At 51.8% G+C, this 24048-nt stretch carries 22 protein-coding genes; 13 read left to right on the forward strand and 9 right to left on the reverse strand.

Annotated features, from left to right (window positions below; translation table 11 throughout):
- Nucleotides 1–60: 60 nt before the first annotated feature.
- Both EZJ44_RS06725 and EZJ44_RS06730 read right to left on the reverse strand, forming a co-directional pair.
- Nucleotides 61–1839, reverse strand: a complete 1779-nt coding sequence (locus EZJ44_RS06725; RefSeq protein ID WP_131281612.1) for a BCCT family transporter — start codon at nucleotides 1837–1839, stop codon at nucleotides 61–63.
- Nucleotides 1840–2363: 524 nt separating this feature from the next.
- Complete coding sequence (locus tag EZJ44_RS06730) at nucleotides 2364–3041, reverse strand: CYTH domain-containing protein (protein ID WP_131281614.1); 678 nt, start codon at nucleotides 3039–3041, stop codon at nucleotides 2364–2366.
- 34 nt (nucleotides 3042–3075) lie between these two features.
- Between EZJ44_RS06730 and ilvA the strand changes: the two genes are divergently transcribed.
- Genes ilvA through EZJ44_RS06750 form a run of 4 tightly spaced genes read left to right on the forward strand, consistent with a single transcriptional unit; the run spans nucleotide 3076 to nucleotide 7493 of the window.
- Entirely contained in the window at nucleotides 3076–4485 is a 1410-nt protein-coding gene (gene ilvA, locus EZJ44_RS06735; protein WP_131281616.1) for a threonine ammonia-lyase IlvA, read from the forward strand.
- Between the two features lie 47 nt (nucleotides 4486–4532).
- Nucleotides 4533–5453: a DsbA family protein gene (locus EZJ44_RS06740; protein WP_131281618.1), complete on the forward strand. Its 921-nt coding sequence runs from the start codon at nucleotides 4533–4535 to the stop codon at nucleotides 5451–5453.
- 4 nt (nucleotides 5454–5457) lie between these two features.
- Complete coding sequence (locus tag EZJ44_RS06745) at nucleotides 5458–6054, forward strand: 1-acyl-sn-glycerol-3-phosphate acyltransferase (protein WP_131281620.1); 597 nt, start codon at nucleotides 5458–5460, stop codon at nucleotides 6052–6054.
- Between the two features lie 50 nt (nucleotides 6055–6104).
- Entirely contained in the window at nucleotides 6105–7493 is a 1389-nt protein-coding gene (locus EZJ44_RS06750) for an alpha/beta fold hydrolase (RefSeq protein WP_131281622.1), read from the forward strand.
- Between the two features lie 113 nt (nucleotides 7494–7606).
- Here EZJ44_RS06750 and EZJ44_RS06755 read toward each other — a convergent pair whose 3' ends face one another.
- Entirely contained in the window at nucleotides 7607–8305 is a 699-nt protein-coding gene (locus EZJ44_RS06755) for a methylated-DNA--[protein]-cysteine S-methyltransferase (protein ID WP_241658626.1), read from the reverse strand.
- A gap of 39 nt (nucleotides 8306–8344) precedes the next feature.
- Between EZJ44_RS06755 and EZJ44_RS06760 the strand changes: the two genes are divergently transcribed.
- The 5 genes from EZJ44_RS06760 (at nucleotide 8345) to EZJ44_RS06780 (ending at nucleotide 12385) form a co-directional block, all read left to right on the forward strand.
- The gene (locus EZJ44_RS06760; RefSeq protein WP_131281624.1) at nucleotides 8345–9193 is read left to right on the forward strand and encodes an aldo/keto reductase; all 849 of its coding nucleotides are present in this window, start codon (nucleotides 8345–8347) and stop codon (nucleotides 9191–9193) included.
- A gap of 18 nt (nucleotides 9194–9211) precedes the next feature.
- A complete protein-coding gene (gene thiD / locus EZJ44_RS06765; protein WP_131281626.1) occupies nucleotides 9212–10012 on the forward strand; it encodes a bifunctional hydroxymethylpyrimidine kinase/phosphomethylpyrimidine kinase in 801 nt (266 codons plus the stop codon).
- Nucleotides 10012–10710: an HD domain-containing protein gene (locus EZJ44_RS06770; protein WP_165496144.1), complete on the forward strand. Its 699-nt coding sequence runs from the start codon at nucleotides 10012–10014 to the stop codon at nucleotides 10708–10710. Before thiD ends, EZJ44_RS06770 begins: the two co-directional genes overlap by 1 nt.
- Nucleotides 10711–10802: 92 nt before the next feature.
- Nucleotides 10803–11681 carry a C40 family peptidase gene (locus EZJ44_RS06775; protein ID WP_241658635.1) on the forward strand — a complete coding sequence of 293 codons (879 nt, stop codon included), beginning with the start codon at nucleotides 10803–10805 and terminating at the stop codon, nucleotides 11679–11681.
- 17 nt (nucleotides 11682–11698) lie between these two features.
- Nucleotides 11699–12385, forward strand: a complete 687-nt coding sequence (locus EZJ44_RS06780; protein ID WP_131281632.1) for a hypothetical protein — start codon at nucleotides 11699–11701, stop codon at nucleotides 12383–12385.
- A gap of 260 nt (nucleotides 12386–12645) precedes the next feature.
- On the opposite strand, the gene dnaB is transcribed toward EZJ44_RS06780, so the two are convergent.
- Nucleotides 12646–13995, reverse strand: coding sequence for a replicative DNA helicase (dnaB, locus tag EZJ44_RS06785; RefSeq protein WP_131281634.1), 1350 nt, complete (start codon nucleotides 13993–13995; stop codon nucleotides 12646–12648).
- A gap of 572 nt (nucleotides 13996–14567) precedes the next feature.
- Here dnaB and EZJ44_RS06790 point away from each other — a divergent pair.
- The 4 genes from EZJ44_RS06790 (at nucleotide 14568) to EZJ44_RS06805 (ending at nucleotide 19832) form a co-directional block, all read left to right on the forward strand.
- Nucleotides 14568–15056, forward strand: a complete 489-nt coding sequence (locus tag EZJ44_RS06790; RefSeq protein ID WP_131281636.1) for a hypothetical protein — start codon at nucleotides 14568–14570, stop codon at nucleotides 15054–15056.
- A gap of 45 nt (nucleotides 15057–15101) precedes the next feature.
- Nucleotides 15102–16418, forward strand: a complete 1317-nt coding sequence (locus EZJ44_RS06795) for an MATE family efflux transporter (protein ID WP_131281638.1) — start codon at nucleotides 15102–15104, stop codon at nucleotides 16416–16418.
- A 109-nt stretch (nucleotides 16419–16527) separates the two neighbouring features.
- On the forward strand, nucleotides 16528–18021 hold the full coding sequence (locus EZJ44_RS06800; RefSeq protein ID WP_131281640.1) for a DHA2 family efflux MFS transporter permease subunit: 1494 nt from the start codon (nucleotides 16528–16530) through the stop codon (nucleotides 18019–18021).
- Nucleotides 18022–18086: 65 nt separating this feature from the next.
- Nucleotides 18087–19832, forward strand: a complete 1746-nt coding sequence (locus EZJ44_RS06805) for an FAD-dependent oxidoreductase (RefSeq protein ID WP_131281642.1) — start codon at nucleotides 18087–18089, stop codon at nucleotides 19830–19832.
- A 139-nt stretch (nucleotides 19833–19971) separates the two neighbouring features.
- On the opposite strand, the gene rplI is transcribed toward EZJ44_RS06805, so the two are convergent.
- The 5 genes from rplI to EZJ44_RS06830 form a co-directional block, all read right to left on the reverse strand.
- Nucleotides 19972–20418: a 50S ribosomal protein L9 gene (gene rplI, locus EZJ44_RS06810; protein ID WP_131281644.1), complete on the reverse strand. Its 447-nt coding sequence runs from the start codon at nucleotides 20416–20418 to the stop codon at nucleotides 19972–19974.
- Nucleotides 20419–20436: 18 nt separating this feature from the next.
- Nucleotides 20437–20673 (reverse strand): 30S ribosomal protein S18, encoded by a 237-nt coding sequence (rpsR, locus tag EZJ44_RS06815; RefSeq protein WP_131281646.1) that lies wholly within the window; start codon nucleotides 20671–20673, stop codon nucleotides 20437–20439.
- A 133-nt stretch (nucleotides 20674–20806) separates the two neighbouring features.
- Entirely contained in the window at nucleotides 20807–21322 is a 516-nt protein-coding gene (locus tag EZJ44_RS06820) for a single-stranded DNA-binding protein (RefSeq protein WP_131281648.1), read from the reverse strand.
- Between the two features lie 28 nt (nucleotides 21323–21350).
- The gene (gene rpsF, locus EZJ44_RS06825) at nucleotides 21351–21653 is read right to left on the reverse strand and encodes a 30S ribosomal protein S6 (RefSeq protein WP_131281865.1); all 303 of its coding nucleotides are present in this window, start codon (nucleotides 21651–21653) and stop codon (nucleotides 21351–21353) included.
- Between the two features lie 162 nt (nucleotides 21654–21815).
- Nucleotides 21816–24035 carry a transglycosylase domain-containing protein gene (locus EZJ44_RS06830; protein ID WP_131281650.1) on the reverse strand — a complete coding sequence of 740 codons (2220 nt, stop codon included), beginning with the start codon at nucleotides 24033–24035 and terminating at the stop codon, nucleotides 21816–21818.
- Between the last annotated feature and the right edge of the window lie 13 nt (nucleotides 24036–24048).

The raw sequence follows: 24048 nt of genomic DNA on the forward strand, positions 1-24048 counted from the left end.
TGGTTTGGGGCAACGCTTGTGCGTTGTTGCCCCAAACCGCCCCTGCTTTCGCATAATGCCCTACTGCGAGCTACTCTGTGTATTTTTTCGTGATCGGCGGGGCCGAGTATGCCGCTTGAGCTTAGCTAGCTCTTCTTTCTCGCGATGGATTCTCCGAGCGATAGCAAGTTCTCTGCTGAATCGTTCTTGTTCACGCTGGTCAAGATAGATAACGTCGTTACGTAAGTCTTTGACGAGTGCAAACATCAGCGCAAATACGATGAAGAGGAATGGTGTAGCGGCAACGATGGTAACGCTCTGAATATTATTCAACGCCGAATCTCCACCGGAGATGAGTAACGTAAGTCCGATTAACGCCGTCACCAAACCCCAAATCCCTGAGAGCCACGGCGAAGCGTTTACGCGCCCACCTTGGGAAAGAGAACCCATCACTGTGGACGCCGAATCGGCCGATGTAATAAAGAAGGTACTGAGCAGCAAAACTGCCACAATTCCAAAGAAGAATCCTCCCGGCAAGTTATGGAGCAGATTGAAAAGCTGCCCCTGCGCATTTCCGTCGCTATATATCGATTGCCCAGTTTGTTCCATATGGATGGCACTGCCACCAAATATTGCAAACCAGATCGTTGATAGGCCAGTCGGAACAAGCAAAACTCCCATGCAGAACTCGCGGATTGTGCGTCCACGCGAAATACGGGCGATGAACATTCCTACAAATGGCGACCACGAAATCCACCACGCCCAATAGAAGATAGTCCATGAAGATAGCCAGCTACCAGCAGTTCCATCGGCTGCAGCCGCAGTTCTACCAGCCATCTCGAAGAAGTTTGAAATATAGGCTCCGATTGAACCGGGAAGCAGATTGAGCTGCACGATGGTTGGGCCGAACACGAATACGAATATCGCAAGAATCGCCGCCAACACCATGTTGATATTCGAAAGAGTACGAATGCCAGCACCAACACCACTCATCGCTGAAAGGAGAAAGGCGAGCGTAAGAACTGCCACAATAGAAATAACAAGTCCAGTGCCTGCGTTCTTCACAAATCCGGCTACTTCCAATCCTGCCTTGATTTGTAGCGCTCCGAGACCGAGCGAGCACGCAGTGCCAAATATGGTTGCAAAAATTGCCAAGATATCAATGGATTTTCCAAGCACGCCATTGACGTTCTTTTCGCCAATTAACGGGGTAAACGCCGAGGAAATGAGCTGTTTTCTTCCAAGTCGGTAAGTAGAGTATGCAATCGCTAAACCAACAATCGCATACATAGCCCACGGATGAAGAGTCCAGTGGAACATAGCCGTGGCCATCGCTGTTCCAACCTCGTTAGGCTTGTGACCTGGAACGCCGTCGCGATAAAAAGCGAGCGGCTCAGAAGCTCCGTAGAACATCAATCCGATCCCCATACCCGCTGCGAACATCATCGCGATCCACGAGCCATTCGAAAATTCGGGCTGTTCGGTAGCGGCACCTAGGCGAATCGTACCGAACCGACTTCCGGCAATCACCAAAACAAAAATCACGAAGACGGTGGAGGCCAAGACGAACGCCCACCCGAGATTTTCAAGCACCCAGCTAAATGCGCCCGATGCTACGTTACCGAAGCTTAGTGGGGCGCTCAGACCCCAAACCACCACCGCGAGCGCAAGGGCGACGGCGGGAATCACGACTGACCACGTAATGCGCGCATCGTCGTTTTCAGAGGCAAGTTCGATTGGTTTTTCGGCGAGATCAGCTTCTCTAATTTCACGCTCAACCGACATTAACGCTTCCATTGCCGACGCCGGTTCTTGAACTAGTTTCGTATCTGTCTGTCTATCACTATCGATATTGTCCATACTTTCATTCTTTTAGAAAGCATTTCCCTTAACAACTTTTTACTGAAAATTGAGCAAAATTGAGGATTTATGTCACAAATCTTTGAAAGACAAGTTGAAGCATGGTACAAAAAGGACAATTTTGGCGCCAAGCCATCAATAGTGCGGAAAACTTGGGGAATTTGACGCAACATCTCGATATATATGCAGATGTTGCGAAAATCGCACCAACTTTCCACAAAAGTCCACGGACACACGAGCCCACAAGTCCACCCATCCACACACTAGCCCACGAATCCGAGCGCGAAAAAGAAACTGGCTGGTGCAGAACACAGCAAAATTCCGCACCAGCCAGATAAAAACGAAGGATTCTGCAGACCTCCCGCTCACCTCAGTTGGAAAGAGAATATCCTTCGCCTGCGCTCACATTACTGCGGCGCAAAGCTTTCTATAGCACAACGCTATCATGAAATTTCGACAAATGCCTAGATTTTCTTACATTTCGAAATTTCTCACTTTTTCAGGAGAAACACCCCCATATGTACCTATTTTTCACTTCCGAAGTTTAAGAAGTACGGCCCCCTCGCAGCGAGCTCTGTTCTATATATCGTATCCCACTGCGTCCACGGTTCTTTCGAAAGAGAATCGTTTGTAAAACGTGGATCACCCGTCACCTCAGTCACGCAAAACTGAGGAATCTCAAGATTCACCACCGGAGTGAGTCGCTCACATTCCGCCACAATCAAACCTTGGTTTTGACCAGCAAAAAGATCGAATTCCCACCCGTCTTCACCATACCAAATCGAGTAGCGTCTTTTAAGTATCAAATTCGCAGAATGTTGCAAAATCTGCACTGCAACATCGAGTGCAATTTCCGTCTCCAGTTCATAACGTTCCCCGTTGATCGACGGCGACTTGACGCCCATCGTAGCAGAAGCGTGGGATTCAATGTCCTCGTGCATCATCAAAGCCGCCAGCACTCGCCGCTCATAGCTACCCACATAATCAGTGCGATCATCGAATTTCGGAAACTCAATCTCGACGCCACGGAACGTGATTCGCACTCGAATGGCATAGCCTGCCTCGGCAAATACGTATGCTTGCACGATAATCTGCTCAGAACCATGATCAAGTGCATCTTGCGGAATTTCGTCTACGAAAAACTTCCGCTCGAATTCAAAAGGGAAATCACGATCGTCTGCCTGCGAAAATGGAATGCTCATGCTCAAATCATAGTTGAAAGCTAGCATTACTTGTATGAGTAACCGCAACCCGTATCGCGAGCCAGTCCCCGAGCCAGTCCCCGAGCCAGTCCCCGAGCCAGCCACAGACCCAGCTGCCCCGGCAACGAACCTCAGCGCCAGCCTGGCCCCTGATCCCATCACCAACTCAACCACCGACCTTGCCGATACCCCACAGCTTCCTACGGGCACCGACGTCGTCCTCGCAGCTCAAACCTTGGGAAATACGATCCGCCGCACGCCGCTGGAAATCTCCCCGCGGCTGAGCGCTCTCGCCCAACGTACGATCTACCTCAAGCGTGAAGATATTCAAGTGGGGCGCTCCTACAAAGTGCGTGGTGCTTTCAATTTTATTTCGTCGCTCGATAAGGCCGACGCCGCGCGCGGCGTTGTGTGCGCATCGGCAGGTAATCATGCCCAGGGAGTCGCTTTTGCCTGCAATACGCTCCACATTCGCGGCACGATTTTTATCCCGACCACCACGCCCCGCCAGAAACGTCACCGGATTCGAGACATCGGCGGTGATTGGATTGAGCTTATCGAATACGGCACTACTTTCGACGAATGTGCTCGCCGAGCCACAGAATTTGCTGTTGAACACGGCGGAGTTTACGTTCATCCTTTCGACGACGTGCGCACAATCGCAGGTCAGGGTACAGTCGTGAAAGAAATTTTTGAGCAGGCGCAAGAGACTCCGACGTGCGTTGTGGTGCCAATCGGTGGTGGTGGATTGCTTGCCGGCACCCTCGCGTGGGTCAAGCAATTTCACCCTAGTGTAAAGGTGATCGGGGTAGAACCGAGCGGAGCAGCCTCGATGCAAGCGGCTCTAGCAGCAGGTGAGCCGGTTACGCTGAGCGAAGTCGATTCTTTTGCAGACGGAACTGCGGTAGCTCGTGCCGGAAATATCACCTTTGAAATGGCGCGTCAGTTTTGCGACGCCGTCGTAACAGTTCCCGAGGGAGCCATCAGTTCCGAGATGCTTGATTTATACCAAGTTGAGGGGATTATTACCGAGCCATCTGGCGCGCTCTCCGTAGCTGCGCTCCGCGGATACCTTGACCTCGACCAACTTCCGCCTGGTCCAATCGCTTTCATCATTAGCGGAGGCAATAACGACGTTTCGCGCTACGACGACATCGTGGAACGCTCAATGATCCACGAAGGTTTGCGCCACTATTTTCTGGTCACTTTCCCGCAGCAACCAGGCGCGTTGCGTCTCTTCCTCGACGAAGTCCTTTCCGACGGCGAAGACATCATCTTGTTTGAATACACCAAAAAGAACAATAGGGAAACAGGGCCAGCACTCGTGGGAATCGAAATTGACGATCCAAATAACCTAGATTCCCTGCTAAAACGCATGGATGCTTCGGCAATTCACACCGAAAAACTCGAGCCGAACTCCCCAAGTTTCGGTTTCCTGCTTTAGGCTAGAGGTAGCTTTAGCCGCAGTTTCTGTTTCTCGATGAGGATGTTATGAGTAATCTTGACGATCTAAATACGCCGCACAACGCTGATTCAACCGACTATGAGCAGCCGAAAGAGTTGGGCGTAACGCAAGTTCCGCGCAAGCAGGGCGTTAATAAGGCGCTAGTGATCGCCGTCGTCGCGCTTCTCGCTGTGATCGGAGTGCTCGTGGCATTGCTCGTCACCCGCCATACGCCCGACGACGCCGCGAAGACGTCCGCTCAGACCAGCAACTCCGCACAGGCACCCGATTCCGCCCATCCAGATCGCCAAGGCGCTGGACGGTCAGGGCAAAACGGACAGTCAGGGCAAGGCGGTAGCGGGGACTCGGCAGGTGCAGCACCCAAAGAAGTCCCGGACAATATTCGCAAAATCATTGATTCTCAGCACCGCCTCAAGGCCGACGATCCACGCGCGAAAGGCAAGGTCAATGCGCGCCTAGTAGTCGAGATTTACGCGGATTTCCGCTGCGGACACTGTGCAAACTTCTCCTTGAACGTGGAGCCGAAGTTGAAGAAGATGATTGACGACGGCACAATTCGGTACGAATTTAACAGCCTCCCAGTGCTCGGCGAAGAGTCTGTATTAGCAGCTCAGGCTGCACAAGCAGCAGCAAACCAAGGAATGTTTTGGCAGTACCACGACGCCCTTTATGAAGGCCTTGCCACAAAATCCGTCACGTACACTGCCGATGGTCTTACTGACCTCGCAAAAACCGTGGGGATCAAAGACGTCGAGAAGTTCCGGGCTGATCTGACATCGCCGCAAACAGTTGAAGCAGTGCGCAAAGAGCTAGAAAACGGACGCCAACTGGGGATCAACGGCACTCCGGCCTTCCTCATTGGCTACCAATACGTGCCAGGCGGCATTCCTTTTGAAACCTTCAACCAAATTGTAAATTCAGAACTCAAACGCGAAAAGGCTGCGTAACCCCATGTCAGTTACTACATTCATCTCTCATACCTTCCAAAAATTCTCCCGTCTCAAGCTCGATTATCAGCCACTTCCCAAGAAAGCGATTGTTATTGGAGCTCCACACACTTCGTACTGGGACGGCATTCTCATGGCTGTGGCCTTTTGGGACGCCAAGCGCGCATTTAAGTTCCTCGTCAAAGATTCGGCAATGAAATCGCCATTTGGCCCTATCATTCGCAAAGTGGGCGGAATTTCAGTAGACCGCAGCTCCGCTCATGGCCTAGTGGAACAAATTGCACAGCAAGCGGTGGAGTCAGATGAATTTTTGCTGGTTATCGCACCAAAAGGCACGCGCTCACCGCGCGAATTTTGGAAGTCTGGCTTCTACCATATTGCACGCCAAGCCAATATCCCCGTTGTACTTGGATATATCGACACAAATACCAAAACCTACGGCTGGGCACATGCTCTTGACCTCACCGGTGACGTGGGCGCCGATATGGATGCAATTCGCGCTTTCTATGCCGATAAAGAGGGAATTAACCCACAGTGGAAGAGCACGCCTCGCTTACGGATGGAAGATGAGCCCGCAGAACCTGAAACAACGAGCAACTGATCTCAGTTTCGCCAGCACCTCACATCTCCAGCACCACAGAGGAGTCCGCCTTGGAAACCACTCCGGCAACTACGCTCAACACGCGTGAAGTTTTTTATCCTGGTCACCGCACCTTTGAACACCGTTTACAGGTGCCGCTCGACCACAGTGGCCACCTGCTCACCCGTTCTGAACAGGAAAAATTACCGCAGAGTATCGAGATTTTCGCTCGAGAGTTTGTGCGCGCCGGTGGCGAGGAGCTTCCGCGACTCGTCTACTTCCAAGGTGGACCAGGCTTTGCCGCGCCGCGTCCTACCTCGGTGAATGGCTGGATGGAGAAGCTACTCAAGGATTACCGCATCGTACTCTTGGACGAGCGTGGCAACGGGCTGTCTCATGCGCTTGACGCGACTCGCGTTACCGCCGTCGGTGATGCTTCACTGCAAGCGGCCTACCTTTCGTGTTTCCGGGCCGATTCGATTGTGGACGACTCCGAAGCCCTGCGTATCGCCTTGCAAGGCGCTGAACCGTGGAGCGTGTTGGGACAGTCGTTTGGCGGATTTTGCGTCACAACGTATCTTTCGCGAGCGCCGCACGGCTTACGTGAAGCCATGATTACTGCCGGTCTGCCCTCGCTTTACAGACCAGCAACCGATGTTTATGAACGCACCTGGCAACGCACTGAGGAGCGCAATCGCGAGTTTTTCGAACGTTATCCACAAGATGAAGAAATGTGTTGGCGAATCGTGCGTCACCTTGCAGATGTGGACGAGTACTTGCCCACAGGTGAGCGGCTAACCCCAGCACGGTTTAGAACGCTGGGAATTTCTTTGGGCGTATCGGATGGGCTCGAAACAATACACTTCCTTCTCGAAGATCCTTTTGTGGAGATCGACGACGTACAAAGGCTCAGTGAGCGCTTCTTGGCAGCAATGAGTAGCCAGCTCAGCTATACGGGTATGCCTTTGTACTGGGCTTTGCACGAGTCGATTTACGCACAAGAAAGTTCGGGTGCCACAGCTTGGGCCGCCGATCGAGTACGCCAGACTCTTCCACAGTTCAGCGTTCCTCAGCTCTCGGAAGGCTCACAAGGCGAGCGTGAACTGGAAGAACGCATGCGCGCTGCCGGTTTTGGCTTCCGTTTTTCGGGGGAGCATGTGTTCGCGTGGCAAGGACGCGAAGATCCTGCATTACGAGCGCTCGCACCCGCCGTCGAAATCCTTGCACAGCGCGAAGATTTCCCACCTCTGCACGATGCGGACGTGCTAGCGCGCAATACTGTTAAAACGGCAGCGTGGATCTACCGCCCGGATATGTTCGTGCCCTTTGATATCTCAATGGAAACTGCGAACGCTATCAAAGGTCTAGTGCCGATCATTTCCGACGAATTCCATCATGATGCTTTGCGCACGTCGTCTGATCAGATTGTGGATGGGCTTCTCGCGGCTATTCGTAGCTGACGTCTATTCGTAGCTAACGGCCATTTACAGCTGAGCGCTCGCGGCTATCAACCATAGCTCAGTCGGTTAGCCTCACCGTTTGGCGTTCTTTACCGCTTAGCGCATCTCGCCGCCTAGCCAAGCGCTCCTTCAAATTCCAGCAGCGCGTATTTGAGATCCGAGCCGATGGCGTAGTTTCCTACATCGAGACGCCCAAGACCTGCAAGTTCGCTATTTTCAGCGCTATTTTTTGCGCCACTCCTAACGCCCTTCCCACCAACAGCCACGCCACTCCTAACGTCTTTCGCTCCGCCGTTCTTCGCGCGAAGCTCGTCACGCTGGCGCATTGCGTCAACCGTGTGTTGCGGCACCACGCGATGACAAGGCACGATGAGCGGAATTGGGTTTTGTGCACAGGCAGTCCCAATGGCACGGCTCGCGCGAGGATTGCCAATTTCCGCAGCTAGATCGCCGTATGTTGCCATGCTTCCGAACGGAATCGCACACATCGCTTCCCGCGCATGAGCGGAAAAATCCGTGCGCGCCGGAGCGAGCTGTAGGTGATCGAAAGCCGTGGCATCACGTCGTCCCCAGGCTGCAATAGCAGCCTCAACGCGCTCTACAGCGACGGCGACGACGTGCGGTTGCTTATCCGGCGTCGTCACGTGCAACAGACTTTCGGCTGGCATAATCCACGCGTGACTGATGGCAACGGTGTGGTCCAAAACGTAGACGAAATGGAAGGAATCTAGGTACTCGTGCCCAGTGTTAAGTGGGATGTTAAGCACAACGCCGCTCAGGCCCGAAAGTATGTTGTTCCAATTTTCGTTCACGCCTAACACCTTAGTAGAAAAATTGGGCACAATAGGTTCATGACGCAAATTTCAGCAGTGAAGCTCAATACCGGAAAGCTCATGCCACAGCTTGGCTTTGGCACGTACAAGCTCACCCCAGACAACGCCACCGAAGTAGTGCTTGAAGCCCTGAAAATCGGATACCGTCATATCGATACTGCTCAGATGTATGGCAACGAGCGTGAAGTCGGTTTGGCGATCAAGGAGTCAGGAATTCCGCGCGAGGAAATCTTCCTCACCACCAAGCTCAACAATGGAAATCATCTTCCTGACGACGCTCGGCGCACTTTCGATGAGTCGCTCGAAAAACTCGGCACGGATTACGTCGATATGTTCCTTATGCACTGGCCGCTGCCGAAGCTCTACGATGGCGATTTCGTCACAACCTACAAGGTGATGGAAGAGTTCGCAATCGACAAGCGCGCACGTGCCATCGGTGTGTCGAATTTCGAACCCCATCACTTAGTTCCAATCTTGCGTGAAGCCACTATTGTGCCGGCCACTAACCAGATTGAGCTGCACCCTTATCTCCTAAATAAGGCCACATGGGAGTTTTGCCGGAATCAAGGAATTGCGGTGACCGCGTGGTCTCCGCTAGGTCGTGGACGCCAATTTGAAGATCCCACAATCGTGGAGATCGCCACCCGCATCGGCGCCTCGCCCGCACAGGTAATTCTCGCTTGGCACCTCCAACACGGTAATATAGCGATTCCGAAGGCAAGTTCAGTGGAACGGCAGCGCGAGAACTTCGAATCTGCGAACATTTCACTGAGTGAAGCCGATATGGAAGCTATCGACGCGTTAGATAAAGGTGAAGCTGGCCGAACGGGTAAACACCCCGACGAGATGAACCTGATTCCTAACTGAGAGAGGAGTGGCGGAATTATGGTCACGTTCGCATACACAATCGCGGGCTCTGAAGCCACCGGCGGTGCCGGTTTTCAGGTTGACCTCAAGACCTTCCACGAGCTCGGAACCTACGGAATGGGTGCTCTAACCTGCATCGTTTCCTTCGATCCGAAGAATAATTGGGCGCACCGTTTTGTGCCTGTCGATCCGCAGGTGATTCGTGATCAGATCGAGGCAGCCACTAAAGCGCAGGATCTCGATACGGTAAAGATCGGCATGCTCGGACACCCCGAGACGATCAAGGCAGTTGCCGAGAGCTTGCGCCAGCAAGAGTGGCGCAATATCGTGCTCGATCCAGTGCTGATCTGCAAGGGTCAGGAACCGGGTCACGCACTGGACACCGACAACGCCTTGCGCGAGCTCATTCTTCCGCTTGCCACTGTGGCGACTCCTAACTATTTTGAGGCATGCACACTTGCCGGCATGGATTCTCTTAACACTGTTGAGGATCTTGAAGAAGCCGCACGTCGTATTTCCGCACTTGGCCCACGGTACGTTGTGGTTAAGGGCGGTATTGATTTCCCAGGCGACGACGCCGTTGACGTTCTGTGGGACGGTGAGCAAGCAACTGCTTACCGCACGCCAAAGATCGGCAATGAGCGAGTTTCTGGAGCGGGTTGCACGCTCGCAGCTGCAATTACTGCTGAACTCGCCAAAGGCACAGATATTCACGATGCAGTTCGCATTGCAAAAGAAATGGTGACGAAAGGTATTGATGCACGTGTGAGCGCACATACTCCATTCGACACTGTATGGCAAGGAGCCTATTCCGCCTGATGGATACTTACGGAAAATTTGATACTTTCGCTGAGCTGCGTGCGTTTTTGCACGAAGCGCTAGTTTCGCATCTTCTTCAAGCAAAACTCCCTACTGAGCGAGCCAAAAGATACCGCATTGAGCACTGTGAACGCGTTGCGAAAATTGGACGTTTAGTTGCTGAAGTTGAGGGCATGGATGCTGAGCTTTTGGAGCTGGGTTGCCTCATTCACGACATCGGCAAATGGGATGCTGAGGATCCCGTCGACCACGGTAGAGCTGGGGCATTGCTTGCTTTTGATCTGCTGTGTGAGGCTGAATTGCCGAGTGAGATTTGCGCCGATCTCGCCCAGGGTATTGCCATGCACACTGATGGCTACTGGAATGCCCGCACTGACGCCGAAGGCACTGGCACAAATGCCGAGGGCAAACCCTATCTTGTGTTTGCGCATGAGCCAAGCGTGCTCGCGCAGTCTATCGGGGACTGCGATAATATCGACCGCTATTCCACATATCGCATTTGCGATACGTTGCATTACGTCGATTTCTTGGGCATGGACAAAGATTCGCAGCGTGAGTGGATTATGAATTATGTAGACACGCTGCACACCTGCCGTGACCAAAAATGCGCTACGGAAATGGCTCAGAAAATGTGGATCGAAAACCTCAACTACCAGGCGATGTTCTTTAAGCGGCTCATGAACGAGATTGGTGTATAACCCCAGCACTGAGTTGGTAGCAAATATTTTAACCATTTTGGCTTGAAAATAGGGCATTTACATGCAGGTTTATGCTTGCTAGTGTGAAAATCATGGTTAGCAATACAGGTAGGCGTACGCCTAAAAAGTTGATTCTTGCAATTATTACAACGGCCCTCATCGCACTCTCACCGTTCTTGCACATTTCTTCTTCCTATGCGGCCGATTCCAAAGGAACCACGTCGCATATTAGTTACCACGCGCCATATCCATACTTACAAGTCACCGATCACATCACCTCACTCGGAAATGCCACAAATACTCTCACACCAGGCTTTAACGGCGTGAAAGTCAAAATTGTTCAACAAAAACTAGGCATTTGGTATGAACAGCAGCTCGCTTCGATGGATGATGCGACTATCGCTGCCGTGCGCTCCTTCCAGCGCAGAGTAGGTCTCCCTGCTACCGGAGTAGTTGACGAAACCACTTGGAAATACATGAACACCGGCTGGATGTGGCGGATCGATACTTACCAAGCCACCCCAGTTCCGCTGTGGGAAAACCGTGAACAGCGAATCAACGCTATGATCCGCTTTGCGTCTCAACAAATCGGCTCTAGCTACACATGGGGCGGTGCGGGATTCTATGCCCTAGGTTTTGACTGCTCAGGGTTAATGTTGCAAACGCTTTACCGCGGAGGGCTCGATCCTCAGCCAATTAATGTGCTCCTTCACGCTTATCCTGATTATCGCACCTCGCAAGAGCTGTATAAGTATCCGCACTTCAAGCATGTGCCCGTGGAAAAGCGAGAGCGTGGCGACATCGTCTTTTACACAGACCGCAACGGACAAGTCATTCATACCGCCTTGTATATTGGCAACGATCAGATTATCCACACCGACTGGATGGGCAGACCTGCCCGCATTGATACGGTATTCAAACCCAGGATTGCGCCGACTGCAATTCGGCCCTTCCCGCGCGAAGCTTCGTGATTCGCTAGGCGAAGAGAATGCCTCAACACAAAACACACAAGTTATGCGCTACGGTAGCAATCCTAGTCATCTTGGGTAGTGGTGTAGCTGGGTGCGCACAGAAGCCTACACACGCTGGTAATATTGACGGCCAGCAAAGTACGTCTGTTGCGCAACCGGCTATACCGAATCAAACCGATGCCAATAACCCAAGTTCCACAGAAAACAAGAATTCTGGGCAAGAGCCAAACGCTTCACTTCCTAAAGTTTCGGCTCCTTCTGACCACTGCGCTGAAATGAACAAGATACTCGTAAGTAGCTTTTCAAGTAGTGCCCTTGGTAGAAAATTCGTCGCAGCGCAGAAAAAACGTGCAAACGTGAATGATCCGTCAGAGCTTCTTGCGCGCAATAAGATTGTGACGGATGCGTGGGTTGCTTTCGTTGTCGATTTTTGGGGAACTCAACACGAAGCCCTAGCTAAAGCAACAGCAGACGACGAACACGCCCGCCAAGCCCTAAGCGCACTATCCGATTACGCAGAGCTCGCACCGGACATGCTTAACGGCAAAGTCCCACAATTTCTAGACGAAAAACAAGCCCAAATCGACCTAGCATCAGGCAAGAAACCCCAAATAAACCCCGAATTCACCATCAGATCCAACAAAATAGCCACCGCCATAGACCACCTAAGCCTCTGCATGCCAAGCTGGCCCGTACTATTTTAAGAACCGCTGATTGCCAGTTAGCTGATCTTAGAACCTGTAAAGAGTGCGATTTACCGCGCCGTTGGCTAGGAACTGAATTTGCCCGGTGCGCTGGAAGGAAAACAGCGCACCGGGCAAATAAAAATCTACTTGCACAGGCTTAGGGAACCTGTAGTTAACGAGTTATTCGTTAGGCGTTATCGAATAAGTAGATACTTCTATTATGTATGGTGAACCTAAGTTCGGGCATCATACTCAGGTATGATTTTTTAGTTGATATTTTAATAATCTCCGCTGCCGCCAAAGTTTGAGAAGCGGGCGCGGTTACCTTGGAACATCAGTTCCACCGATCCCGTTGGACCGGCACGGTGCTTGCCGATGATGATTTCCGACGGCGGCATGTCTGGTGAACCGTCGTCGTCCTTCCGATGGATCAAGAGGATGACGTCGGCATCCTGCTCGAGCGAACCAGACTCACGAAGGTCCGCTACTTGCGGTTTCTTGTCGGCACGTTGTTCTGGATTTCGGTTGAGCTGCGCCACCGCGATGATAGGAATATCGAGCTCCTTGGCAAGCAGCTTAATAGATCGCGAAAACTCCGAAACTTCCTGCTGGCGCGATTCGGGCGTGCGACCACCAGAGGTAAGAAGCTGAAGGTAGTCAATAACGATTAGCTCGATCTGATGCTGCTGACGCAGTCGGCGCGCTTTGGCTCGAATCTCGGTCATTGTAAGGTTTGGCGAGTCGTCCACAATGAGCGGTGCCTTGTCGAGCCGTTCGCAGGTTTCAAGAATCCGCTGCCACTGGTCTTGCTTGAGATCGCCTTTAATAAGATTGTTGAGGAAAATATCCGATTCGGCTGCTAACGCACGCATCACCAATTCGGTTCGGTTCATTTCCAACGAGAAAAACGCTACCGGACGCCCATTCTTGATCGCGGCATTGCGGCAAAAATCCATCGCCAAGGTGGACTTACCCATACCTGGTCGAGCTGCCACAATAATCATCTGTCCAGGCCGCAGACCAGACAAAACATTATCAAGATCAGTGAATCCAGTTTCAAGTCCGGCTAGTTTGCCGTCGCGGGCAGCATTCTTTTCGATCTCTTCAAGCACCGAAGGTACGATCTCATGCAAATCGGCATAGTCATTTTTTACATGGGATTCCGTGATAGCAAACATCTCCGCCTGTGCCATGTCGAGTAGGCCCTGCACGTCCCCGCCGTCGGTATTGTAACCAAGTTGCACGATACGGGTGCCGGCCTCTACCAAGGCGCGCAGTTTCGCTTGGTCTTTTACGATATTTGCGTAGTACGCCGCATTGGCTGCCGTAGGAACTGAAAGAACCAGCGTATGCAAGAATGCAAAGCCGCCAATTCGATCCAGATCTCCAGAACGTTGTAATTCGTTTCCAACCGTAATCGCGTCCGCAGGCTCACCACGAGCAAAGAGATCAAGGATCACTTCGTATATGCGGGCGTGTTGAGGTTTGTAAAAGTCCTGCACCTTAAGAATTTCAAGCACGTCTGCAATCGCATCTTTGCTGAGCAGCATTCCACCAAGCACCGATTCTTCGGCGGCGATATTCTGGGGCGGCACACGGTCAAAACCATGCGTGGAAACATTAGACATACATTCCTCCTCGACGTATCAAGTATGCCTTACTTGCTGAGGAATCGCACCGTGCCTGCATACTATGTGCGCTGTTCCCTATGCGTCATATCAACACAAATTTTCTACAAATTCGTTCATATCAAATGACGATTTCTCGGTGCATAGCGACTGCATATTGACACATATTTATAGACTCAGCTGGTAGTGGAAAAAGTAGGTTATTTTCGACTTTGTCAAATCAACTTTTTATCCACCTGTGGATTCTTTAAGAAATTTTGTGGATACACGCCGGGAGAATCGTGGATAAACCGTGGACGACACACCCACTTTCTCCACAATTACTATTTCAACTATCCACACCTGTGGAATATTTATGGAAAACGGCTTGTTTTCGTCCCCAATTTTCTCCACAACAGTGGATATCTTTTTCTGTCTAATTACTTTTCGTAGTTTTGAAACTCCGAGAAAACTTAAAGTAACCATCAGCCATACCCACCCCAACAAAATGATGAATTGCTCAATATTTCACACCCACAAATTTGATACTGTATAGAACAGAAGTGGGGAATTTTCACTCGAGGAGCATAGCTATGAGTCCGGCATTTTATTCTGATAACACATCGGGTTCTGCATGGTTAGGAACACGGCGTTACCGCAGCGCAGCGCGCCGCACCGGAGATCTTAGCTCGCCTTTTCTAGCAGGCGAGCTAAGTAAACAACAGAATAAATACGCTCACAAATCAGCGAAATCAGAATCCCGTTCACAAGCTCGCAGCTCATACGATCAAGACTCCCGTATCCCACAGCATGAATCGCGCTCCGCTCAGAATGAATCACAAAAAGTTACGGTTGCCGATATCCGTGCCCAGCTCAGCAAAGGAAGCTATTTCTCCAGCAGCTTTACCAACTTAATTCAAGAGATCGATAAGAAAAAGCAGCAGGCTCCCGCGAAGAATCCCAAGAAAAAGTCCGGCCAAAATTCAAAAAATAAGGGTAAAAAAGACGAAGGTTCCGGCTGCTTCAACGTAGTCTTCTGGATAGTTGTATTCGTAATTTTTGCTTACTTTAAGTTCCTTTAATCCGCACGTACCCTGAATCCGAAAACCACTGACTATAAGTTCTCAATGCCATTCTCAAAAGACAACCACGCCATCGATTCAGCAATCTTCAAACTGGCTCTACCTTCTCTCGCAACTCTACTTGCCGAACCTTTATTGATCGCCGCTGATTCCACAATGGTCGGTTGGCTCGGCACTCATCAACTAGCAGGCCTTTCACTTGCTTCTACCGTACTCACCGCAATAGTTGGTCTGTGTATATTTCTCGCCTACGCAACCACGGCAACCACTGCACGGATGGTAGGCGCGGATCGCCCCGCCGTCGGCCTACAACACGGAATAAACGGCATTTGGCTTGCAGCCATTCTCGGAGTCACCCTCGGTGTAGTGCTCTTTTCCTTTGCTCCAGCTATCCTCGCCCTCTTTAACCCGAGCGACGCCGTATTGCTTGACGCTGTGCGCTACACCAGATTCAGTTCACTTGGTCTGCCTGCAATGTTGCTCGTTTTAGCAGCCACCGGCACCTTACGAGGTTTCGCCGACGCACAAACTCCACTCCGCGCCACAATCGCCGGCGCGCTACTCAATATCCCACTGAATTACCTGCTCATTTATGTAGTTGATCTTGGCGTGGGCGGTGCTGGCTTAGGCACCGCGATAGCGCAGAGCCTGATGGCAAGCTATTTATGCTTCTCGGTGTATCGACGCGCGGTACAGCTTGAGGTACGACTCCTACCCACCGGCGTCGGCGTACTGCGCTCCCTACGTGAGGCCTTGCCGCTCATCGTGCGCACAGCGTCGTTACGTGGCGCGATACTGCTCCAAATCGCAGCGGCCACCACGCTGGGAACTGTGGCTCTCGCCTCGAACCAAATCGTCATGATGGTGTGGAATTTTTCTGCTTACGGACTCGACGCGCTTGCAACGGCAGCGCAGATCTTGGTGGGTCAGAGTCTCGGCTCGAAGAACCGCGAGCGCGTTCATGCCGTCTTCCGGCGTTGTTTAACGTGGGGTTTACGCACGGGCGCAGTGCTTGGCGCGGTGCTCGCGATCCTTTCCGTCGTCATTCCACAGTTTATTTCGGGCGACGACGCCGTACGCTGGCTTTCGACGCAAACCTTGTGGGTCACGTCTGCCGCGCTACCGATAGCCTCAATTGCGTATATGCTTGACGGCGTGCTTATTGGCGCGGGTGACACACGCAAACTCGCGAAGTACATGCTGCTCGCTCTGGCTGCTTTCTCTCCATTTGCCCTTGCCATAGTGATCTGGGGTGCACAGTGGGGCACCGCGGGAATGCTACTTCTTTGGGGCGCCTATGCGGTGCTTTTTATGGCGGTGCGTGGATTGACGATGCTTTATAGGGTGCGCACCACATTTTAGCGACACAGTGTCGCCATCTTGACAATATACCGTTCGGGGAGCAGTATATATTCTGTAAGCGACACAGTGTCGCTAAATCATATTTTCTTATCTTGTTAGGCAAATTTATATGAACGAAAAGACTTCTACCTCAACACCTGCGCCAACGAGCCGCAAAGACTGGTTTGGCCTGGCGATTCTCGCCGTCGGACTCGGAATGATCGTGCTTGACGGCACCATCGTCGGCGTAGCACTCCCCTCAATCATCCAAGATCTCCACCTCAACCTCACCGACGCACAGTGGGTCAATTCGCTCTACTCCGTCGTGTTCGCCGCCCTACTTCTCGCCGTCGGAAGAATTGCCGACGCCGGTGGGCGCCAGCGCGTTTTCCTCGTCGGTATCGTCATCTTCGCAGCTAGCTCGCTACTTGCAGCACTTGCCAGCGGAACCGGAACTCTTATTGCGGCTCGCGCCATTCAAGGAATCGGCGGCGCAATGGTTCTGCCCAGTTCGTTATCCACTGTAAATGCAATCTTCCGCGGAAAGGATCGCGCTACCGCTTTCGGCATTTGGGGTGCAGTTATGTCTGGCGCCGCTGCTATCGGCCCACTTCTTGGCGGCTGGCTTACAACATCGTATTCATGGCGATGGATCTTCATTGTTAATATCCCGATCAGCATATTTGTGGTGGGATTTGGACTATTCTTCATCCGCAACACTCGCGGCGAAGTACACAACAGCTTCGACATTTTTGGTTTTGCTACCAGCGCTGTGGGATTCGGGCTCACGATTTTTGGCTTAATCGAAGGAAACTCACTCGGCTGGTGGGATGTTAAACAGCCACTCAAAATCGGATCATTCACATGGCCTTGGAACATCTCCGCTGCTCCTATCGCTCTTGCGGTCGGGATTGTGAGCATCGCTGTGTTCTTACTGTGGGAAACTCGGCAAACACGCTTGGATCGCAGCGCACTTCTCAATGTTTCTCTTTTCAAATTTACGAGCTTCAGCACTGGAAATATTGCCGCAGCGATGATTTCAATAGGCGAGTTTGTGCTGGTGTTCGTGATTCCTCTCTTCCTTGTTTCGGTGCTCCACCTCGACGCATTGGAGTCAGGCTGGGTGCTTGCGGCAATGGCTGGAGGAGCTTTCCTAGCTGGTGGAATGGCACGCCAATTAGCCGTGAAGTTCAGCGCTATCAAAGTGGTCATTCTCGGATTATTGCTAGAGGTTGCAGGCGTTGGGCTTACAGTTGTTCTTCTTGAAAACTCTCCGTCTGCTCAAGCTATCGCGGTCACATTGGCAATCTACGGTTTTGGATTAGGTTTAGCATCTGCGCAACTAACGTCCACAGTGCTCGGCGACGTCCCCAACACACTTGCCGGATCGGCGTCGGCAACCCAAAGCACCGTGCGCCAACTCGGAAATGCAACTGGAAGCGCACTCGCCGGATCGATCTTGGCTCACTCCATCGGCGTGGACTTCTCCCACACAACTGCACAGCTATTCACCGATGGAACAATCAATGCACTTATCGCTTCGTTGGTGTTCCTCGCATTGGGTCTGGCAGCCGCAGTTTTCCTCAGTTTTCGAGTAAAAGCAAAGCTCAGCACCAAGAATTAAAATACCTAATACTCAAATTCACAGTTTTTGCCCACGAGTGGTCTAAAACACGCTAGCATAATGCTATGAACGCATATACCGCTCCAAGCAAAGATGCTTATGATGTTGTAGTGGTGGGTTCCGGTGCTGCCGGACTCTCCGCCGCGCTCACTGCCGCACGTCGCGGTCTGAGCGTGCTCCTCGTGGAAAAATCCTCACAATGGGGAGGTTCCACCTCTAAATCCGCCGGGATGGTGTGGGTACCGGGAAATAATGTTCTTCCTCAAGTTGGAAAACACGATTCTATCGACCTTGGTCGGCAGTACCTGAAAGCCACCGTTGGCGACTGCACATCCGACGAGATGATCGATACCTTCCTTATCGAGGGGCAAAAGGCGATGGACTTCATCTCCGCCTCTTGTCCTGAGCTGGAATGGCGCAATATGGAAGGCTATCCAGATTACTGGTTAAATGCCCCCGGCGCCGCCAAAACGGGTCGTGGTGTGGAAGCCGGTGCTTTTGATACGCGCTTGCTGGGCGAGTGGGAGAGTACGCATGTAAAGTCGTACTTCCGCACGCCAATCAACGTGGATCTCAGCTCTTTCGATTCTGCTGATTTGTTGCTTTTCGCTACTAACCCTAAGCCACTGATCCGTGGCGCGAAGCTCACAGCACGCAATATCAAGCAGAAACTGCGTGGCGAGAAGATCGTCACCATGGGCGCTGCTCTCACCGGCGCAATGATGTATAACGTGCTCAAATGCGGCGTCGAGGTGAAGCTCGAGACGGCGATTGTGGATCTCACCTTCAATAAAGATCGTGTTTCAGGCGTTGTACTTGGTCAACGCGGCCGAGAGATTGAAGTCAAGGCAAACCACGGCGTCATCCTCGCCTGTGGCGGCTTTGAGCGCAACGCCGAAATGCGCCAGAAGTATCAGCGCCACCCCATCAATGGCGAGTGGACTGTTGGCGTAGAGGGCAATACCGGCGACGGCATCGAAATCGGCGTCGAGCATGGCGCTGCGATCGACAATATGGCGGACGCGATTTGGTCGCCTGTGATTCAGTTGCCGCAGGTTAAGTCCTTCACTCCGATTGTGATTGACGACGTCGAGCGCTTTATTGTTCCTGACCGCTCGCTTCCACACACCCTGATTGTCAATGGCAGCGGCAAGCGTTTCATGAACGAAGCACTTCCTTATTGCGCCGCTGGCCAGGGACTCTACGGCGGTAAGTTTGGAAAGGGTGAAGGCGAGGCTGAAAATCTTCCGGCATGGCTCATCTTTGACCAGCAATTCCGCAATAAGTACATGTTCGCCTACGGATACATGCCGATTGTTGATCTTCCACAAGAGTTCTACGACTCTGGTGCTGTGGTGCGCCGCGATACCCTTGAGGAACTTGCACGGGCTATTAACGTGCCAGCGAAAGAACTCGCAGAGACGATTGAACGATTCAACGGCTTTGCACGCACGGGTATCGATGAAGATTTCCATCGTGGCGAAGATGAGCACGACCGCTTCTACGGCAACCGCTACCACAAGCCAAATCCATCGCTTGGTGAAGTGAAGAAGGGTCCGTTCTACGCCACCCGAGTGTATCCAGGTGATATCGGCACTTCTGGCGGCTTGGTAATCGATACCAAGGCGCGGGTGACCCGTGAAGACGGCTCGGTTATCGAAGGTCTGTACGCAGCAGGAAATACCACGAAGTCTATCATTGGTCACACTTACACCGCTGGTGGAACTTCGATTGGTGCTGCGCTGGTATTTGGCCATATTGCAGCTAACGAGATCGCAGATCAATTGCCACAAGAGGTGGTTGCCCATTAATCAGCCTGGCTATACCGGTGGTTGATAAAACAAGGGTGGTGGGTGAGAATCTTCCGATTCTCACCCACCACCCTTTAGTAGGCACTGTTCACAATAACGTGATCGTTATCGTGTGGCTGTGCGTGAGCTTTTAATTAGCTCAGGCTGCAACAACCTTTACCTTGATGTTTGCCACGATATCATCGTGAATCTTCACAACACCGGTGTAGTCTCCAACCGACTTTACAGTGGTGTGGAGGTTTACCGAGCGGCGATCTACCGACTTGCCGGTGAGCTCAGAAGCTGCAACAGCTACATCCGCAGTGGTTACCGCACCGAAGAGACGGCCGTTTTCGCCAGCCTTCTTGGTGATAACAACGGTATCTGCCTCAAGAGCATCGCGCAGTGCGCGTGCTGCTTCGATGTCTTCCGTTGCGCGCTTGCGGCGCGATTCAGCAATCTGATCGATCTGCTTCTGTGCACCCTTGGTCCACACAGTGGCGTAGCCACGTGGAACGAGGAAGTTGCGAGCGTAGCCATCTTTAACGATGACGACGTCGCCTGCTGATCCGAGACCCTTTACTTCGTGAGTGAGGATGATCTTCATATCTATCTTCCTCTCTTATCAGCGAGCAGAGCTCGAGTAGGGCAGAAGTGCCATCTCGCGTGCATTCTTAACTGCACGAGCAATCTGGCGCTGTTCCTGCACAGAAACACCGGTCACGCGGCGAGCACGGATCTTGCCACGATCGGAAATGAACTTACGCAAAGTTGCGGTATCTTTGTAGTCGATCAACTCGACCTTGGCCGACTTTAATGGGTTGGCCTTCTTCTTTGGCTTGCGCAATACTGGCTTTGCCATTTTGAATCCTCTTTCAATCACAACGCGTGAAACACGTTTTGCCACATCAATGAGCACTATGTGTTTGCCAATGCTGGCAAACACGCTCCGCGTTAGCGAAACAATCTTTCACACATCAAAAGTCTGATGATGCTTAGAACGGTGGGGCGTCGTCGAACGACGATCCTTGTGGAGCTTTCATCCACGGATCATATGCCGATCCACCGGCAGGAGCATCGTAGGAAGCGCGTGCCGGTTGGCCGCCTCCCTGGATAAAGTCACCTCGGGGAGCACCGTTACCCGCACCTTGGGCGCGAGTAATTTTTGCCGTGGCATAGCGAAGAGATGGACCAACTTCGTCTACTTGCATCTCGATTGAGGTGCCTTGTGAACCATCGTTTCGCTGGTAGTTGCGGACTTGAAGTTTGCCCGTCACAACCACACGCATTCCCTTAGAAAGAGATTCCGTCACGTTTTCAGCGTATTCGCGCCACACGGTACAACGAATAAACATCGCTTCGCCGTCTTCCCATTCATTGGTTTGGCGGTTCAACGTACGTGGAGTCGATGCCACTGTAAATGAAGCCACTGGCGTGCCTGATCCAACATATTTCAAATCTGGATCAGCCGTAAGATTGCCAACTACGGTGATAATCGGTTCGCCTGCCATGAGTAATCTCCCTTGGTTACTTTGTAACTCAGTCTTCTACTGGAGCTGGCTCGTAACGGAGCAGCTTGGTGCGCAAAACGGCTTCATTGAGGCCGAGCTGGCGATCGAGTTCCTGAGCGGTTGCTGGCGTTGCAGTCATGTAAACAACAACGTAGATACCTTCGGACTTCTTCTTGATTTCATAGGCCAGACGACGCTTACCCATCACATCAACCTGGTCAAGGATTCCACCTTCGGCCGGGACGACTGCGAGTAGCTTGTCTAGGTATGGCTGTAGATTACGCTCATCTACCTCTGGGTCGAGAATGATCATCATCTCATACTTACGCAATTTACCCACCTCCTTTGGTCTTTACGGTCACGGTCTTTCCGTGACAGGAGGGTCATGCATATGCGCTGTTTTCGCGAGGGTTCGCCAAAACTATACGCAAGAGCCAACTCTACACGAAAACTCGCGGCAAAGTCCTGCGTATTCCGCCACACTTAAAGCGTTTTAACCGTTTGGATTACCGTTCTTCCCTTGGCCATTGTTTCCACCAGCACCGTTGTTATTGCCATTGCCTGCACCATTTCCACCCGTTCCATTTCCAGGTTGGCTCGGTGCCGGCGCAGGTGCCGGTGTTGGTGCAGGCACGGGAGCTGGAGTGTTATTTCCTGGTTGTTGATTCGGATCAACAGTCGGCACGGTTGGCTGACTTGGATCTGTCGGGGTAGTAGGCGTTGTCGGAGTTTTTTCCTTCTTCACCTTTGGACGCTGAGATTTGAGTAGCTTCGTGGCATCTGGGAAATCTTGAATCTCCATGCTATCGGTAGCCACCTTCATATAGTCTTCCCACACCTGAGCAGGATACGTTGATCCGAACACCGTCTTAACCCGCCCAAACGGCGTCAAAACTTCCTCTTGACCATTCGCACCAGACTGGAACATATTCACCGCCGTCACTACCTGCGGCGTGTAGCCAACGAACCAAGCAGAAACTGGACCGGTGGACGTACCCGTCTTACCAGCGATAGGGCGCTTACCCAAGCTAACATCTTCAGCTGTACCCGCAGGCGAGAACACTGATTCAAGAGCATACGTTGCTAGTGTTGCCTGGTCAGTAGTGATAACTTGCGTGCCATCTGTGATCCCACGATAAAGCACTTCGCCCTTGTTATTCGTCACTTGCCTAACAACATGTGGATCAACGAGTTTTCCACCGCTGGCAGATACGCCATACGCCCGTGCCATCTCTTTCGCCGTCACCGATGCCGAGCCGAGCACATTGGCAAAATTAGCGTCAAGACCAGGCGTATCTTCGGCAAGGCCAAGTTTATGTGCCATCTTGAGCGTGTTTTCCGGCCCAACTTTTTCATTGATATTCACGTAGGCGGTATTGGAAGAATATTTTGTTGCCTCAATAATATCTAGGTAACCGTAGCCCACATTTCCCGAGTTCGTAATATTAATTTGGAGCTTTGGAATCCATTGCTTGGCAGGAGCCGCGAACGTTTCCGTAAGCGGAATCTTCTTCTCGATAGCCGCAAGCAGACCAAAATACTTGAAGGTAGATCCTGCCTGCGCCCGATCTTGCGTAGCCGTATTACGTTGGCGTTTCATATAGTCCGAGCCGCCATATATCGCCAGCACTTCACCATTGTTGGGATCCATCGAGTACAAGCCAACATAGTTATTTACTGGCCTATCTTTCGGAAGGCTGGCGACGGCGTCCACCGCACCTTGCTGCATATCCTTATTTATGGTGGTCACAATCTTGTAGCCATTGGTTTCAATTTCATCTTCCTTGAAACCACCCTTGGCAATAAGCTCTTTTCGCACTTCAGCAAGCAAATATCCATTTGTTCCATTAAAGCTATTGCGTGTTGAGGGATCCAACGTAGCTGGGAACGCCGCTGCCTTCGCTTCTTCAGCAGTAATCCATTCGTCTTCAAGCATGAGTTTAATGACTCGATTAAAACGCTCTTTCGCCCGCTCCGGATTCTTCGCCGGATCCCATGCCGACGGAGCTGGGATAATGCCCACCAACATCGCTGATTGCGAAAGCGTCATTTGTGAGGCAGGAATGCCGAAATACGCCTGCGAGGCTGCTTCAACACCATAAGCACCACGGCCAAAGTAAATGGTGTTGAGGTAGTTTTCAAGGATTTCTTCTTTAGTTTGGGAACGGTCAATCTTGATCGCCAAAATTGCCTCTTTGGCCTTCCCGAAAATCGACTTTGTTGTGCCCGTGTAGTAGCGCTCTACATACTGTTGGGTGAGTGTAGAACCTCCTTGCGTGGAACCACCGCGCAAGTTGTTGATAAGCGCACGCAAAATTGCTTTAGGTGACACACCGTTATTCTCATAAAACGTGCGATCCTCAGAAGCGACGACGGCGTTCTGCATCGTTTTTGGGATGTCTTTCATTTTCACCGTGGTACGGTTTACCTGCTCAAACCTACCAAGCTGAGTCTGTCCATCGGAGTAGTACACAGTGGTGGACTGCGCAAGAGCAAAATCATCAGGCTCTGGAACAGCTGTGGTTACATAGAGCCCTACGAATAACCCCACGCCTACAGCCATACCAGTAAGAATTGTTCCTACCACAACTCTCCACGATGGAAGCCAGCGCTGAACACGCCCTTTACCTGCTCGTGGATAATTCCAGCGACGTTTCTTTACGCCTTTTTTGCCAGCCATTGCCTCCGATTCTGGAGCTATGCGCTTGGTCATAAAGGTTCACCTC

Origin of the sequence: Arcanobacterium bovis (assembly GCF_004331995.1) — a bacterium.
GTDB lineage: Bacteria > Actinomycetota > Actinomycetes > Actinomycetales > Actinomycetaceae > Arcanobacterium_A > Arcanobacterium_A bovis.